14 protein-coding genes are annotated in these 15,020 nt (G+C 43.4%); all 14 read left to right on the forward strand.

Features of this window, described 5'->3' with window-relative positions; translation table 11 throughout:
• Nucleotides 1-471 precede the first annotated feature (471 nt).
• The 14 genes from LKD42_RS13825 (at nt 472) to LKD42_RS13890 (ending at nt 14,981) form a co-directional block, all read left to right on the forward strand.
• Nucleotides 472-1,419, forward strand: a complete 948-nt coding sequence (locus LKD42_RS13825; RefSeq protein WP_022118356.1) for an L-lactate dehydrogenase — start codon at nt 472-474, stop codon at nt 1,417-1,419.
• Between the two features lie 244 nt (nt 1,420-1,663).
• Entirely contained in the window at nt 1,664-2,461 is a 798-nt protein-coding gene (locus LKD42_RS13830) for a CoB--CoM heterodisulfide reductase iron-sulfur subunit B family protein (protein ID WP_022118355.1), read from the forward strand.
• Nucleotides 2,461-2,850 carry a 4Fe-4S dicluster domain-containing protein gene (locus LKD42_RS13835; RefSeq protein WP_022118354.1) on the forward strand — a complete coding sequence of 130 codons (390 nt, stop codon included), beginning with the start codon at nt 2,461-2,463 and terminating at the stop codon, nt 2,848-2,850. The genes LKD42_RS13830 and LKD42_RS13835 overlap by 1 nt, the downstream gene beginning before the upstream one ends.
• A gap of 26 nt (nt 2,851-2,876) precedes the next feature.
• The gene (locus LKD42_RS13840; RefSeq protein ID WP_022118353.1) at nt 2,877-4,865 is read left to right on the forward strand and encodes a CoB--CoM heterodisulfide reductase iron-sulfur subunit A family protein; all 1,989 of its coding nucleotides are present in this window, start codon (nt 2,877-2,879) and stop codon (nt 4,863-4,865) included.
• Nucleotides 4,856-5,299 carry a hydrogenase iron-sulfur subunit gene (locus LKD42_RS13845; protein WP_022118352.1) on the forward strand — a complete coding sequence of 148 codons (444 nt, stop codon included), beginning with the start codon at nt 4,856-4,858 and terminating at the stop codon, nt 5,297-5,299. Before LKD42_RS13840 ends, LKD42_RS13845 begins: the two co-directional genes overlap by 10 nt.
• Nucleotides 5,284-6,261: a 4Fe-4S dicluster domain-containing protein gene (locus tag LKD42_RS13850; RefSeq protein ID WP_022118351.1), complete on the forward strand. Its 978-nt coding sequence runs from the start codon at nt 5,284-5,286 to the stop codon at nt 6,259-6,261. Before LKD42_RS13845 ends, LKD42_RS13850 begins: the two co-directional genes overlap by 16 nt.
• Nucleotides 6,262-6,264: 3 nt before the next feature.
• The gene (locus LKD42_RS13855; protein WP_147633022.1) at nt 6,265-7,302 is read left to right on the forward strand and encodes a 4Fe-4S dicluster domain-containing protein; all 1,038 of its coding nucleotides are present in this window, start codon (nt 6,265-6,267) and stop codon (nt 7,300-7,302) included.
• A complete protein-coding gene (locus LKD42_RS13860; protein WP_147633021.1) occupies nt 7,302-8,156 on the forward strand; it encodes an FAD/NAD(P)-binding protein in 855 nt (284 codons plus the stop codon). Before LKD42_RS13855 ends, LKD42_RS13860 begins: the two co-directional genes overlap by 1 nt.
• Before the next feature lie 45 nt (nt 8,157-8,201).
• Nucleotides 8,202-8,876 (forward strand): 4Fe-4S dicluster domain-containing protein, encoded by a 675-nt coding sequence (locus LKD42_RS13865; protein ID WP_022118348.1) that lies wholly within the window; start codon nt 8,202-8,204, stop codon nt 8,874-8,876.
• Nucleotides 8,877-8,889: 13 nt separating this feature from the next.
• Nucleotides 8,890-10,527: an FAD-dependent oxidoreductase gene (locus tag LKD42_RS13870; RefSeq protein WP_173866935.1), complete on the forward strand. Its 1,638-nt coding sequence runs from the start codon at nt 8,890-8,892 to the stop codon at nt 10,525-10,527.
• A gap of 136 nt (nt 10,528-10,663) precedes the next feature.
• Complete coding sequence (locus LKD42_RS13875) at nt 10,664-11,506, forward strand: fumarate hydratase (RefSeq protein ID WP_022119665.1); 843 nt, start codon at nt 10,664-10,666, stop codon at nt 11,504-11,506.
• Nucleotides 11,507-12,067: a Fe-S-containing hydro-lyase gene (locus tag LKD42_RS13880; RefSeq protein ID WP_022119666.1), complete on the forward strand. Its 561-nt coding sequence runs from the start codon at nt 11,507-11,509 to the stop codon at nt 12,065-12,067.
• Between the two features lie 475 nt (nt 12,068-12,542).
• Nucleotides 12,543-13,967, forward strand: coding sequence for an aminotransferase class I/II-fold pyridoxal phosphate-dependent enzyme (locus tag LKD42_RS13885; protein ID WP_248836043.1), 1,425 nt, complete (start codon nt 12,543-12,545; stop codon nt 13,965-13,967).
• Between the two features lie 597 nt (nt 13,968-14,564).
• Complete coding sequence (locus tag LKD42_RS13890; protein WP_248836044.1) at nt 14,565-14,981, forward strand: hypothetical protein; 417 nt, start codon at nt 14,565-14,567, stop codon at nt 14,979-14,981.
• Nucleotides 14,982-15,020: the final 39 nt, after the last annotated feature.

Raw genomic sequence — 15,020 nt, forward strand, 5'->3', positions numbered from 1 at the left:
CGGGGCGGGTCCCAAGGTCTTTCATCCACCTATGAGCAAGCTCATGTGGATTTAGACCTTTTGACCCTGGCATCATACAATATTAGAAATTAGAAAAATTATCCAATTCATCGAAAAAACCTTTGCTTTAGATATGGGATATAAGATGCGTCCATTGAATTTATGCTTATATCAAATTTTGATAAAAACTTTTCATTTTTTACTTGTGAAAGTGTTGCTGACATGGTATGATATTTTAAGACGTTGCATGGAGGGAGCTATGATTTAAGCGGATAAAATTGCAGCTCTTCGGTCTTGCAGTCGCAGATAACATCCATGTGATGTGCGTGGAAGTATATTGTCGGATTTTGGAACTTAATGGGAGGTATACAACTTAATTTGCTAATTTAAGTTTGCGGCCTCCCTGTTTTAAACGAGAGTTTGTTAAAAAATAGACAATATCAGTAAACTTATTCAGGAAAGGAGTAATTTATGAGCAGCAAAATTACTATCATTGGAGCAGGAAGTGTTGGGTCTACAATTGCTTATACGTTATCTAATCAGGATATCGCATCTGAGATCGTTCTGATTGATATCAATAAAGAAAAAGTAGCAGGAGAAGTTATGGATATTATCCAGGGAACCTGCTTCCGCGACCCGATCAATATCAAAGCAGGTGAATATGAGGATGCGAAAGATTCCAATATCGTTATCATCACCTCCGGTATTGCAAGAAAACCAGGTCAGACACGTATTGAGCTGGCACAGACAAATGTAAATATTCTCAAAGATATTACACCGAAAATTGTTAAAGAGGCACCAAATGCTCTCTACGTAATCGTAAGCAATCCGGTTGATATCATGACTTATGTATTCACAAAAATTTCCGGACTGCCGGAGAATCAGGTTGTTGGTTCCGGTACGATCCTGGATACAGCAAGACTTCGCTGTGGACTGGCAGAGCATTTTGATATTGCACAGAAGAACATCCACGCTTATGTATTTGGTGAGCATGGTGATACTTCTTTCATTCCGTGGTCACGTGCACATATTTCCTGTGCAAACATTGATGAGTACACTACACTGATGAACAATATCGGCAAAGAAATCCCGACTCTGGATAAAGATGCAATGCTTGAATATGTACAGAAATCCGGTGGAAAGATCATTGCAAACAAAGGTGCTACATTCTATGCAGTATCTGCTTCTGTATGTCGTCTGTGCGGACTTCTGCTGTCTGCTTATGATTCTACCGCAACGGTATCTTCTATGATGCACGGTGAATACGGCATTGATGATGTATGCTTAAGTACACTGAGCATGATCGGTCCGAACGGTCTGAAAGGTAAAGTTCCGGTACCTCTGACAGACGAAGAAGTTGAAAAACTGAAGAAGAGTGCAGATGCACTGAAATCTGTTATTGCACAGATCGAACTGTAAGATTTCAGCAGACAAAACACCATAGAGAAAGAAACTTGATGGATTTTGTACTGCGGTTGTCAAAAGACGGAACCGTTACAAATAATGGTATAAAGAATGTTTGAAAAATAACAGGGAATTTTAAGGTATGCAGTATGCGATACAGAACATTATATCCATGAAAATCAGAATTTTCAAAATTCTCTGTTATGTATAAAGTTACTATAAATAAAATATCGCAAATATGCGGCATCAGGAGGTAAAAATGGTTTACAGTTATTTTCCTGGATGTACTCTGAAAACAAAAGCGAAAGATCTGGATCGTTACGGCAGAGAATCTGCAAAAGCCCTTGGATTTGAGCTGGAAGAGATTGAAAACTGGCAGTGCTGCGGCGGTGTATATCCGCTGGGAACAGATGAGATTGCCAGCAAACTTTCTTCTGTTCGTGCATTAAATGATGCAAAAGAAAAAGGTCAGGATCTTGTTACGCTTTGTTCAGCATGTCATCACGTAATCAAACGTGTAAATGATGATATGAAAAATGTGGAGGACATCCGCACAAGAGCAAATAATTATATGCAGCTTGAGCAGCCTTATGAAGGTGAGACAAATGTACTTCATTATTTAGAGGTACTGCGTGACAGAGTGGGATTTGATGAATTAAAGAAAAAAGTGGTAAAACCGCTGACAGGAAGAAAAATAGGTGCCTACTATGGCTGTCTGCTTCTTCGTCCAAGCTCAGTACTGGCATTTGATGACCCGGAAAATCCAACCATTATTGAAGATTTTATCCGTGCGATCGGAGCAGAACCTGTTATTTACGGTTACCGCAACGAGTGCTGCGGAGGATATATTTCCCTGAAAGAAAAAGAAATGAGCGGAAAAATGGTTGACCGCATCATGGATTCTGCAGCCGGAATGGGAGCAGAAGAACTGATCACAGCCTGTCCGCTGTGCCTGTATAATCTGAACACCAGCACAAGTGCAAACAAGCTTCCGGTTCATTACTTTACAGAACTGCTTGCAGAGGCACTGGGTCTGAAAGAGGAGGTGCAGGAATAATGAAAACAGCAAGAGATAATGCAGAAAAGATCAAAGAGATCAGCGGTGCAAATCCTCAGAAATGTATGAAATGCGGCAAATGTTCCGCAACCTGCCCTGCTTTTAATGAAATGGATATCAAGCCACATCAGTTTGTATCCTATGTAGCAGAAGAAAATATTGATGCATTGATGCAGTCCGAAACTCTGTGGAAATGTCTTTCCTGCTTCGCATGTGTAGAAAGATGTCCAAGAGATGTAAAACCTGGAAAACTGATTGATGCAGCAAGACAGATGGTTGTGCGTCAGAGAGGTGCAGATTATCTGAAAGCAGAAGAAATACCAGAACTTCTGGATCCGGAACTGCCACAGCAGCTTCTGGTAAGTGCGTTCAGAAGATATAAGAGATAAATGAGAGAAAGTTGGAGGTGAACTCATTGCAGAGAATAGGAGTATTTGTCTGTCATTGCGGAAGTAACATTGCAGCTACTGTAGATGTGAAAAAAGTAGTGGAAATGGCAAAACTGGAGCCTGGAGTTGTCCATGCAGAAGATTATCAGTATATGTGTTCTGAAGCAGGACAGGCAAAAATAGATGCTGCAATTAAAGAAAAAGGTCTGACAGGAATGGTAGTATGTTCCTGTTCACCACGTATGCACGAAACAACATTCAGAAAGGCTGCTGAAAGAGCCGGACTGAACCCATACATGGTAGAAATTGCAAACATCCGTGAGCATTGTTCCTGGATCCATAAGGATATGGAAGAAGCTACAAAAAAAGCGGTTATCCTTATGAGAGCAGCCGTTGCAAAAGTAAACTTAAATGCACCGCTTCAGCCGGGTGAGAGCCGTGTAACAAAACGTGCACTGGTTATCGGCGGCGGTATCGCAGGTATTCAGACAGCGATTGATATCGCAGATGCCGGATATGAAGTAGATATCGTTGAGAAAGAGCCGAGTATCGGAGGAAGAATGTCCCAGATCGATAAGACATTCCCGACGCTGGACTGTTCTGCATGTATCCTGACACCGAAAATGGTGGAAGCTTCCGCACACGAAAAGATTACGCTGTATACATATAGTGAAGTAGAAAAAGTAAGCGGATTCGTAGGTGATTTTACGGTTGATATCCGTAAAAAAGCAAGAAGCGTAGACATGGATAAATGTACAGGCTGTGGTGTCTGCCAGGAAAAATGTCCTTCCAAAAAGACTCCAAGTGAATTTAACCGTGGACTGAGCAACAGAAGTGCGATCTACACACCGTTTGCACAGGCAATCCCGAATGTACCGGTTATTGACAGAGAACATTGTATCAAATTCAAGACCGGAAAATGTGGTGTCTGCTCAAAGGTATGTCAGGCAGGTGCGATTGATTACGATCAGAAAGACGAGATCATCACACAGAAATATGGTGCAATTGTTGTAGCAACCGGTTTTGATATGATCAAACTGGATAAATATGATGAATATGCATACAATCAGAGCCCGGATGTTATTACATCTCTGGAACTGGAGCGTATCATGAATGCAGCAGGTCCGACAAAGGGACATCTGGAGCGTATGTCAGACCATAAAGCACCAAAGAAAATGGTATTTGTACAGTGTGTCGGATCAAGATGTTCTGATGAAAGAGGAAAGAGCTACTGCTCTAAAATCTGCTGTATGTATACTGCAAAACATGCAATGCTGATCCGTGATAAATATCCGGATGTAGATGTTACCGTATTCTATATTGATGTTCGTACACCAGGTAAGAACTTTGACGAGTTCTATCGCCGTGCGGTAGAAGAATATGGCGTTCACTACATCAAAGGCCAGGTAGGAAAGGTTGTTCCGCAGGAAAACGGACAGCTGCTTGTACAGGCTTCTGACCTTCTGGACAACAAACAGATCCTGATGGAAGCTGACATGGTTGTTCTGGCAGCAGCAATCGAGCCGAACCCGGATGTAAGAAAGATCGCTACCATGCTGACAGCAAGTATCGATACAAACAATTTCCTGACAGAAGCACACGCAAAACTGCGTCCGGTAGAATCTCCGACAGCAGGTATCTTCCTGTCCGGTGTATGTCAGGGACCAAAAGATATTCCAGAGACAGTATCTCAGGCTGGTGCCGCAGCAGTAAAAGCAATTGGTCTGCTTGCAAAAGACAAACTGATGACCAATCCATGTACTGCAAAACCAGATGAACTGCTGTGTAATGGATGTTCTACATGTGCAAATGTTTGCCCTTACGGTGCAATCAGCTATATTGACAAAGAAGTAAACGACCACGGTATCCGTGAAGTACGCCGTATTGCCCAGGTAAACAGTGCTCTGTGTCAGGGCTGTGGTGCTTGTACCGTTGCCTGCCCATCCGGTTCTATGGATCTGCAGGGCTTCTCTAACAGACAGATCTTAGCGGAGGTAGATGCAATATGTCGATAGAAAATACTGAATTCAGACCGAAAATTGTAGCATTCTGCTGTAACTGGTGTAGTTATGCAGGTGCTGACCTTGCCGGCAGCAGCCGTCTGGTTTATCCGGCCGATGTAAAGATCATCCGCGTACCTTGCTCCTGCAGAGTAAACCCGATGTTTATCTTAAGAGCATTTGAAAAAGGTGCGGACGGCGTTATCATGTGTGGATGCCATCCGGGAGACTGCCATTACAGTACAGGTAATTATTATGCAAGAAGACGTATGACACTGCTGTTCTCCATGCTGGACTTTATCGGCGTGGAAAATGGACGTACACGAGTAGAGTGGGTGTCTGCGGCTGAAGGTGTGAAATTCTCTCAGACTATGAACGAGTTTGCAGAGAAGATTCATTCTCTTGGTAAAAACGTAAGATTGGAGGATTTGAGATGCAGGAAGAATTGATCAAACGTGCGAAAGAACTGTTAGCAGACGGTACCGTGGCACGCGTGCTTGGCTGGAAAGCCGGCGATCTGCCTTATAATCCGGAACCATCTTATTTTGAAAACGAAGACCAGCTGAAGAATTTTGTATACAATGGATTTTGCGGTGCAAACCTGAGCAAATATATGATCGAAGCTTCCAAGCTGGAAGGAAAAACACTGGTATTCTTAAAACCATGTGATACATACAGCTTTAACCAGCTGATCAAAGAACATCGTGTAGACAGAGAAAAAGCTTTTATCATCGGTGTTGGATGTAAAGGTAAACTGTCCATCGAAAAGATCAGAGAGCAGGGCATCAAAGGTATCGAAAGCATTACAGGTGCCGAGATGACAGATGATGCAGAAACTCTGACGATCCAGACAATTTATGGCGAAAAGACCTGCACTTATGCATCTGCAATGCTGGGACGCTGCCATGTCTGCAAAGGAAAAGAGCATCAGGTATATGATGAGCTGATCGGCGAATCCAAAGATACCAAAGATGCAGATCGTTTTGCAGAAGTAGAGAAGATTGAAGCAATGTCTCCGGAAGAGAGATTTGCATTCTTCCAGAACGAATTATCAAAATGTATCCGCTGTAATGCCTGCCGTAACGTATGTCCGGCATGCAGCTGCCGTAAATGTGTGTTTGACAGCACAAAATTCGACAGTGCACAGAAGGCAAATGTGGATGATTTCGAAGAGAAGATGTTCCACATTATCCGTGCATTCCACGTAGCAGGACGTTGTACGGACTGTGGCGAGTGCAGCCGTGTATGTCCGCAGGGTATTCCGCTGCATCTGTTCAACCGTAAATTTATCAAAGATATTGACAAATTCTACGGAGAATATCAGGCAGGAGAGGATACAGATTCGAAAGCACCACTGACAAACTTTACATTTGACGATGTAGAGCCAAGCATTGTTGGAGAAAGGGGATAATGTATGTACAAGATAGCGAAAAGTAATTTGCCGGCATTATTCCGTGCAATCGCAGAAACAAAAGAACTGTATCTGCCGATCAGAAGAGCAGGACAGGTAAATTTCGGACCTTGGAGTGAAGACGCAGAAGTTGACGTTGAAACTTTAAAGACCGTAAAATCTCCAAAAGATGTATTCTTCCCACAGAGCGAAAATCTGTATAGCTGTGAGAGAGAAGGCAAAGACATCAAGATCGAGCCTCAGGCATTACAGGATCAGGAGTTTGTTGTATTTGGCATGAAAGCCTGCGACATCAAAGGTGTAGAAGTACTGGATAAAGTATTTTTAGCTGATCCGATCGATACATTTTATGCTGCAAGAAGAGATCACGGAATCATCGTTGCCATGGCATGTCATGAACCGGAAGAAAGCTGTTTCTGTAAGGTATTTGGCGTAGACTGTGCAGATCCGGAAAAATCAGCGGCAGACGTTGCTGTATGGATGCTGGGCGATGACCTGATCTGGAAAGCAATCACAGAAAAAGGTGAGGCACTGACAAAAGCAGTGGAAAGCCTGCTTGAAAATGCAGATGCCGACAGCGACAAGCTGGAAGAAGAAAAGAACAACATCCGTGCAATCGTAGAAAAACTTCCGTACTCCAATCTTTCCCTGGAAGGATGGGGCGGAGACAAACTGGAAGAGAAATTCAATTCTCCGAAATGGGAAGAGCTGTACAAACCATGTCTTGCATGTGGAACCTGTACTTTTGTATGCCCGACCTGCCAGTGCTACGATATCAAGGATTATGATACAGGACACGGTGTTCAGAGATACCGTTGCTGGGATTCCTGCATGTACTCTGATTTCACAATGATGGCTCACGGAAACAACCGTACAAGCCAGATGCAGCGTTTCCGTCAGAGATTCATGCACAAGCTGGTTTATTTCCCGGCAAACAATGATGGCATGTATTCCTGCGTTGGATGTGGACGTTGTGTGGAGAAATGCCCGTCCTCTTTAAATATCGTTAAAGTTATCAAAAGCATGGGAGGTGAACAGTAATGAGCGAATGTACCTGTCATAAAAATTATACACTGGATACACTGATTCCGAAGGTTGGTGTGATCACAAAGATCACGCAGGAAACACCGGATGTAAAAACATTCTGTGTAACTGCTCCGGGCGGCGGAAAACTATTCGAACATATGCCTGGACAGTGTGCAATGGTATGTGTACCGGGTATCGGAGAGGCAATGTTTTCCATTACTTCATCCCCTACAAATAAAGAATATCAGGAATTCAGTATTAAAAAATGTGGTGTACTGACAGACTGTCTGCACAGCCTGGAAGTTGGCGATGAGATTACTGTCCGTGGACCTTACGGAAATAATTTCCCGGTAGATACAGAGCTGAAAGGCAAAAATCTGCTGTTTATCGCCGGTGGTATCGGACTTGCACCACTGCGTTCCGTTATCAACTATGTACTGGATAATCGTGATGACTACGGAACGGTTGACATCCTGTACGGATCACGTTCCGCAGATGACCTCGTAAAACTGAAAGAGATCCAGGAAGTATGGGCAAAAACTCCGGGTGTCAATGTACATCTGACCATTGACCGTCCGCAGGAAGGCTGGGACGGCCACGTAGGATTTGTTCCAAGTTACCTGAAAGAAATCGGTTTTTCAACAGACAAGACCGCTCTGGTCTGCGGACCGCCAATCATGATCAAGTTTGTACTTGCAGGACTGGAAGAGCTGGGCTTCAACCGTTCTCAGTGCTATACAACACTGGAACTTCGTATGAAATGTGGTATCGGTAAATGCGGACGCTGCAACATCGGTTCCAAATATGTCTGCAAAGACGGTCCGGTATTCCGCTGCGATGAAGTAGACGAGTTGCCGAACGAGTACTAAGAAAAGGATCACTAGACAAAGTACAGAAAGGAATGGTACGACAAAATGCAGGAAATGGTAAATGTATATTTTTTCGGTAAAAAATACAGTGTTCCGGCAGATTTAACAATCATGACAGCTATGGAATATGCAGGCTACACCCTGAAAAGAGGATGTGGCTGCCGTCATGGATTCTGTGGAGCATGTGCAACTATTTATAGAATCAAAGGACAGAACGAACTGAAAACATGTCTTGCCTGTCAGACACAGGTTCAGGAAGGTATGTATGTAGCAAGCATTCCATTCTTCCCGACAGACAAGAGAACTTACGACATCGAAGAGATCAGACCGACCGAGCAGATCATGATGGAACTGTATCCGGAAATCTACAGCTGTATCGGATGTAATGCATGTACAAAAGCATGTACACAGAACCTGAATGTTATGCAGTATATTGCATACGCTCAGAGAGGCGAATTTGAAAAATGTGCAGAAGAATCCTTCGACTGTGTAAGCTGCGGATGCTGTTCTGTAAGATGCCCGGCTGGTATTTCTCATCCGATGGTAGGTCTTCTGGCAAGACGTCTGACAGGAAAATATATTGCACCGGAAGCAAAACATCTTACCGAGAGAGTGGAGGAGATCCACAAAGGTGCTTATGATGAACTGATCGAACAGATCATGCAGAAACCGATCACAGAGATGCAGGAACTTTACAACAACAGAGAAATTGAGAAATAGGAGGGCGTAAAATATGTATGCACCATATCCGGAAAATATGATGGAGTCTATCAAAAAGGTAGAGGCTACAAGAGCGGAGCGTATGGCTACAGAGCCGAGACGTCTGACAGCAGACGAAAAAGACGCTCTTTTGAAAAAATTCCATCCAGATTATAACCCAGATGCGTTTGCTGAAATCAAGGTAGGAGCAAACAAAGGCCAGAAAGCTCCTCTGCAGCTGGCAGAAATGCTTCATTCTACAAGCCGTCTGATAAAAGATAAAGTGGATATCACAAAAGTAGATTATGACGTAGATGTACTGGTTATCGGCGGAGGCGGTGCAGGTTCTTCCTGTGCTATCGAAGCAAATAAAGCAGGTGCCAACGTAATGATCGTTACCAAACTGCGTATCGGTGATGCAAACACCATGATGGCTGAGGGTGGTATTCAGGCAGCAGATAAAGAAAATGACTCACCGGTACAGCATTATCTGGACTGCTTTGGCGGCGGACATTTTGCTGCAAAACCAGAACTTGTAAAGAGACTGGTAATGGAAGCTCCGGATGCAATTAAATGGCTGAATGAGCTGGGTGTTGAATTCGATAAAGATGCAGACGGAAGAATGGTAACTACACACGGCGGCGGAACTTCCAGAAAGAGAATGCATGCTGCAAAGGACTATTCCGGAGCAGAGATCATGCGTACGCTGCGTGACGAAGTGATCAACCGCGGAATTCCGGTTGTAGAATTTACTTCTGCTGTAGAACTGATCAAAGATGACAAAGGACAGGTTGCAGGTGCTGTTCTTCTGAACATGGAGACAGGAGATTACTCTGTTGCAAGAGCAAAAACAGTTGTTATCGCAACAGGTGGTGCAGGAAGAATGCATTATCAGGGATTCCCGACATCCAACCATTACGGTGCAACAGCCGATGGTCTGATCCTGGGATACCGTGCAGGTGCTTCCCTGTTATATCAGGATTCTATTCAGTATCATCCGACAGGTGCTATTTATCCGTCACAGATCCTGGGTGCTCTAGTAACAGAAAAAGTTCGTTCCGTAGGTGCACAGCTGGTTAATGCAAACGGAGAAGCTTACATCCATCCGCTGGAAACTCGTGATGTCAACGCTTCCGGTGTTATCCGTGAGTGCAGCGAAGGACGTGGCGTAGAAGTTCCGGGCGGAGCAAAAGGTGTATGGCTGGATACTCCGATGATCGAGATCCTCGGCGGTGAGGGAACCATCGAAAAGAGAATCCCGGCTATGTTCCGTATGTACATGAACTATGGCATTGATATGAGAAAAGTACCGATCGTGATCTACCCGACTCTTCATTATCAGAACGGTGGACTGGAGATCACAGGAGACGGATTTACAAAAGAAATCCCGAACCTTCTGGTTGCAGGAGAGGCAGCAGGCGGAATCCACGGAACCAACCGACTGATGGGTAACTCTCTGCTCGATGTCATCGTATTCGGCAGAAATGCAGGTAAAAAAGCAGCTGCAAAATACAAAGACGTAGAACTTGGTGAGATGAACCTGGATCATGTAAAAGCATATGATGAAGAACTGAAAGAAGCAGGAGTAGAAACAAACGAAGTATCTCCGATGCTGCTTCCTCATTATGCAAGACATGAAAGAAAAATCACAGGTGAAGTGGTAAGTGCATAATTAAGTAAAAAGATGCTATAAAACCACTCTTGTGCAAGCACATCGTGGTTTCAGGCTTTTGATCCTGGCATCATTATATTTTCATTTACGGGAGCTGTCATGAGCAGCTCCTGTAGATAATGAGAGGAGAAATAACATGCGTGAAATTCAGGCAAGCCAGATTACAGATGTAGTCGAAAAGCTCTGTATCGAAGCAAATGAGCATCTTCCGGAAGATGTGAAATGTGCGATCAAAAACTGCAGAGCGTGCGAAGACTGGGAAATTGCCCAGGGAGTACTGGACAAGATCATTGAGAATTATGAAATCGCTGATACACAGTGCGTACCGATCTGTCAGGATACCGGTATGGCATGTGTATTCCTGGAGATTGGTCAGGATGTACATATCACAGGCGGAGATCTTGCAGATGCGATCAACGAAGGTGTACGCCGCGGATATGACAAAGGTTATCTGAGAAAATCCGTTGTAAAAGATCCTGTCCGCAGAGGAAATACAGGTGATAATACACCGGCTATGATCTACACAGAAATCGTTCCGGGCGAGCAGATCAAGATCACAGTAGGACCAAAAGGTTTCGGAAGTGAAAACATGAGTGCGATCCGCATGTTCAAACCATCTGCCGGACTTCAGGGAATCAAAGATTTTATCCTTGAGACGGTAGAAACAGCAGGTCCGAATCCATGCCCTCCTATGGTTGTAGGTGTTGGTATCGGAGGAACTTTTGATAAAGCAGCACTGCTGGCTAAAAAAGCACTGATGCGTCCGATCGATTCTGAAAATCCAGATCCGTTCTATGCAGACCTTGAAAAAGAAATGCTGGAAAAAGTAAACAAACTGGGTATTGGACCGCAGGGATTTGGCGGAAAGACAACAGCAATTGGTCTGAACATCGAAACCATGGCTACACATATCGCAGGTATGCCATGTGCGATCAATATTAACTGCCATGTAACACGCCATAAAACGGAGGTGATTTAAATGGAAAAACATATTACACTGCCTCTTACAGAAGAACTGGCAAAAACACTCCATGCAGGTGATACAGTTTACCTGACAGGAACCATTTATACATCACGAGATGCAGGACATAAACGTATGTGTGAAGCATTGGCAAGAGGAGAAAAGATTCCATTTGATCCGACAGATGCTACGATCTACTATGTAGGTCCTACACCGGCAAAACCAGGTCAGGTTATCGGGTCTGCAGGTCCGACAACCAGCGGACGTATGGATGCTTATGCTCCGACTATGATGTCTGTTGGAGCAAGAGGTATGATCGGTAAAGGTGCAAGACTTCCGGAAGTTGTAGAAGCTATGAAGAAATACCACGGCGTTTACTTTGGTGCAATCGGAGGAGCAGGTGCACTTCTGGCAAAATGTATCAAGAAAGCAGAGCTGATCGCATACGAAGATCTGGGTGCAGAAGCACTGAGAAAACTGTATGTAGAAGATATGCCTTTATTTGTTATCATCGACTGCGAAGGAAATAACCTGTACGATGAAGGACGTAAAGCTTATCTGGATACACAGGATAAATAAAAGTTACGGCGGAGGTTTGTGAATGTGCAAATGAACGCTGTGAGAATAGGTGTATGAAATAGGACGCCATAATGATTCGAAAACAATCTCCTGCTACCGTCAGTACGATTTGTTTTCGAATTCATTATGGCTGTATTGTTTGCAAGCTATTTTTACAATACCGTTAGTTGCACATTACCCAAAGCTCCTGGCCTGCCAGGGGTCGCTGAAGCGGAAGGTTTTAAAAAAATATAAGATTATATAATGCCAGAGGTACTATGACGGAGACTTGCTGTTGTCACTGTGCCTCTGGTTTTTGTTTTTCAGCACAATATACATTAAAAAGAATTGCTTGATTTTGTGGAAAAATGTATTAAGATAGAGATAACTATTCGGCAGCTTTACAGTTGCGATAAGGTTTGAGCTGTATGAAGTTATTACAGACAGAGATACAAGAACTGAAACAAAAAGACGAAAGAAAAGGAGGGCAGACGAGATGGGAGAGTTATTCGACAAACTGGCAAACTATGGAAATTCCGGTATCTATCCGTTTCATATGCCGGGGCATAAAAGACAGAAAACGGTTGATTTTAATCCATATAAAATTGACATCACAGAGATAGAAGGGTTTGACAATCTGCATCATGCCGAGGGTGTTCTCTTGGAGGCACAGAAAAAAGCGGAAAAACTTTATGGTTCGGAAGAATCGCATTTTCTGATCAACGGCAGCACGGCGGGCATCTTAAGTGCTGTTTCTGCATGTGCGAAAAAGACCGTTCTGATTGCACGTAACTGCCACAAAGCAGTTTACCATGCAGCACTGATCCGAAATCTGGATGTATATTACGTTTACCCGGAAATTCAGGAAGAATTTATGTTAAATGGCGGTATCAATCCAGCAGATGTGGAGCGTTCTCTTGAGGAGCATCCGGAAATCGAGGCGGTCGTGATTACTTCGCCAACTTATGATGGCATTGTTTCGGATGTGAAGAGAATTGCAGAAATTGCACATGCACATAAAAAACCATTGATTGTGGATGAAGCTCATGGAGCACATTTCGGATTTTCCAAATATTTCCCGGAAAATTCCGTGCATCTTGGGGCAGATATCGTGATCCACAGTCTTCATAAAACGCTGCCTTCTTATACACAGACAGCACTGATCCATATCAACGGAAAACTCGTTGACCGTCAGAAAGTCCGGATGTTTCTGCAGATGTACCAGACCAGCAGCCCGTCCTATATTCTGATGGCTGGAATAGATGAATGCATTCGTTATGTGGAAGAGCAGGGAACAGATGCTTTTGATAAATTTGCTGAGAGGCTGGATCGCATTTATAAAAGGGCAAAAGAATTTCGTTCCATTCATTTGGTGGATGAGAGCGTTGTCGGAAAAAACAGTATTTATGATTTCGATCGTTCTAAGCTGATTTTTTCTGTAAAAAAATGCGGAATCGCCGGAAATGAACTTCAGAAAATGCTGCTTCGTACTTACAATATCGAAATGGAAATGGCAGCGGGAAATTATGTACTGGCACTGACCTCGCTGTGTGACACGGATCAGGGCTTTCACAGACTGTTTTATGCCGTAAAAGGTATTGATGAACAGATCAACCGTTTCCAGACTACAGAAAGCAAAAAAGAAGGTAACTGGATTGAAGATGGAGTTACAAGAAATACTATCATTTGCACGATGAATAAAGCATTTGAATCCCAGAAAGAAAGCGTGGCTTTGCAGGAAAGTGAGGGACGGATTTCCGGGGAATTTCTGTATCTTTATCCACCTGGAATCCCGATGATCGTGCCGGGTGAAAAAATCGACGGCATGCTCCTGAAAAGACTGGAAGCATATAAAAAGAAAGGCTTCCAGGTTCAGGGGTTAAAAGATTATGAAGGAAAGAAGATTGAAGTGGTGAAGTAAATTAAAATTGACCGAGCTCTTTAGAGCGAGGGATGCTTCTTGTCCGAAGGGCAAGAAGATGGGCATTAAGAAAACTTATATGTAAAATATGACGCCATGATGATTCGAAAACAATCTCCTGACACGCATCGTTTCCTGTTCGGTTCGCTCGCCGGTTAGCCGCCCTTCCGCCTAAACTCGCCTCTTCGAGGCTCAGACAGCGGCTCTTTGGGGCGGCAACATCGCAAACCTCACGACGGAAGCCTTGCTACCGTCAGAGCGATTTGTTTTCGAATTCATCATGGCTGTATTATTTAACGCACCATGTTTTGCAATGCGGTTCGTCTGCACATCGCCCAAAGCTCCTGGCCTGTCAGTGAGTGCTTAAGCGAAAAGCTTTCTCAAGCCAAAATACAGAACATTAAAAAGCAGAAGTAAAGTAACGAAAATTTGCCGCCGTCACTGTGCCTCTGCTTTTTTACTATCTTGATGCGGAACGTTTTGATTCTAAAAACTTTCTGCGTGTACCAGCGTGGCAAAAGGCTGTTTCCTGCCAGCGTGTAAAATATGATATGAAGTGTTTTTAAAAACTATGGCCGTTCAAAAACGTACAGCAATGTGCAAAATGAACAATTCCCAAGAAGGCACTTTTACGTGCCCTTCGGGGAATTCGTTCATTTGCACATGCAATACTATTCTTTTGCAAACACTATTTTAAAATGTGCGGCATTTCCATTCTTTACACCTGCCGGGAAACCAACGGTAAATTTTTATTTGGATGTTTTTAAGAAAAGAAACAAAAAGGTTGACATGCATCACATATCCAAGTATAATAAACACAAACAAATTCAACACATCAAATCTTATTCGATATTCTATGCCATTCGGCAGGAAAATCCAAACATTAAAGACCTGCACGAAGCGGCAATAAACAGCAGTAATTCAGTCCTGGCAGCTTCGTGCCAAAAACAGAGGAAAAGGAACGAGGCCTATGGGACAAAAAGATATTACAGAAAAGGTATTGGAAGATTATAATGATGTTTTTGCAGATATCATAAATGGATTATTATTTGA

Origin of the sequence: Hominisplanchenecus faecis, assembly GCF_020687205.1 — a bacterium.
GTDB classification, from domain to species: Bacteria; Bacillota; Clostridia; order Lachnospirales; family Lachnospiraceae; genus Hominisplanchenecus; species Hominisplanchenecus faecis.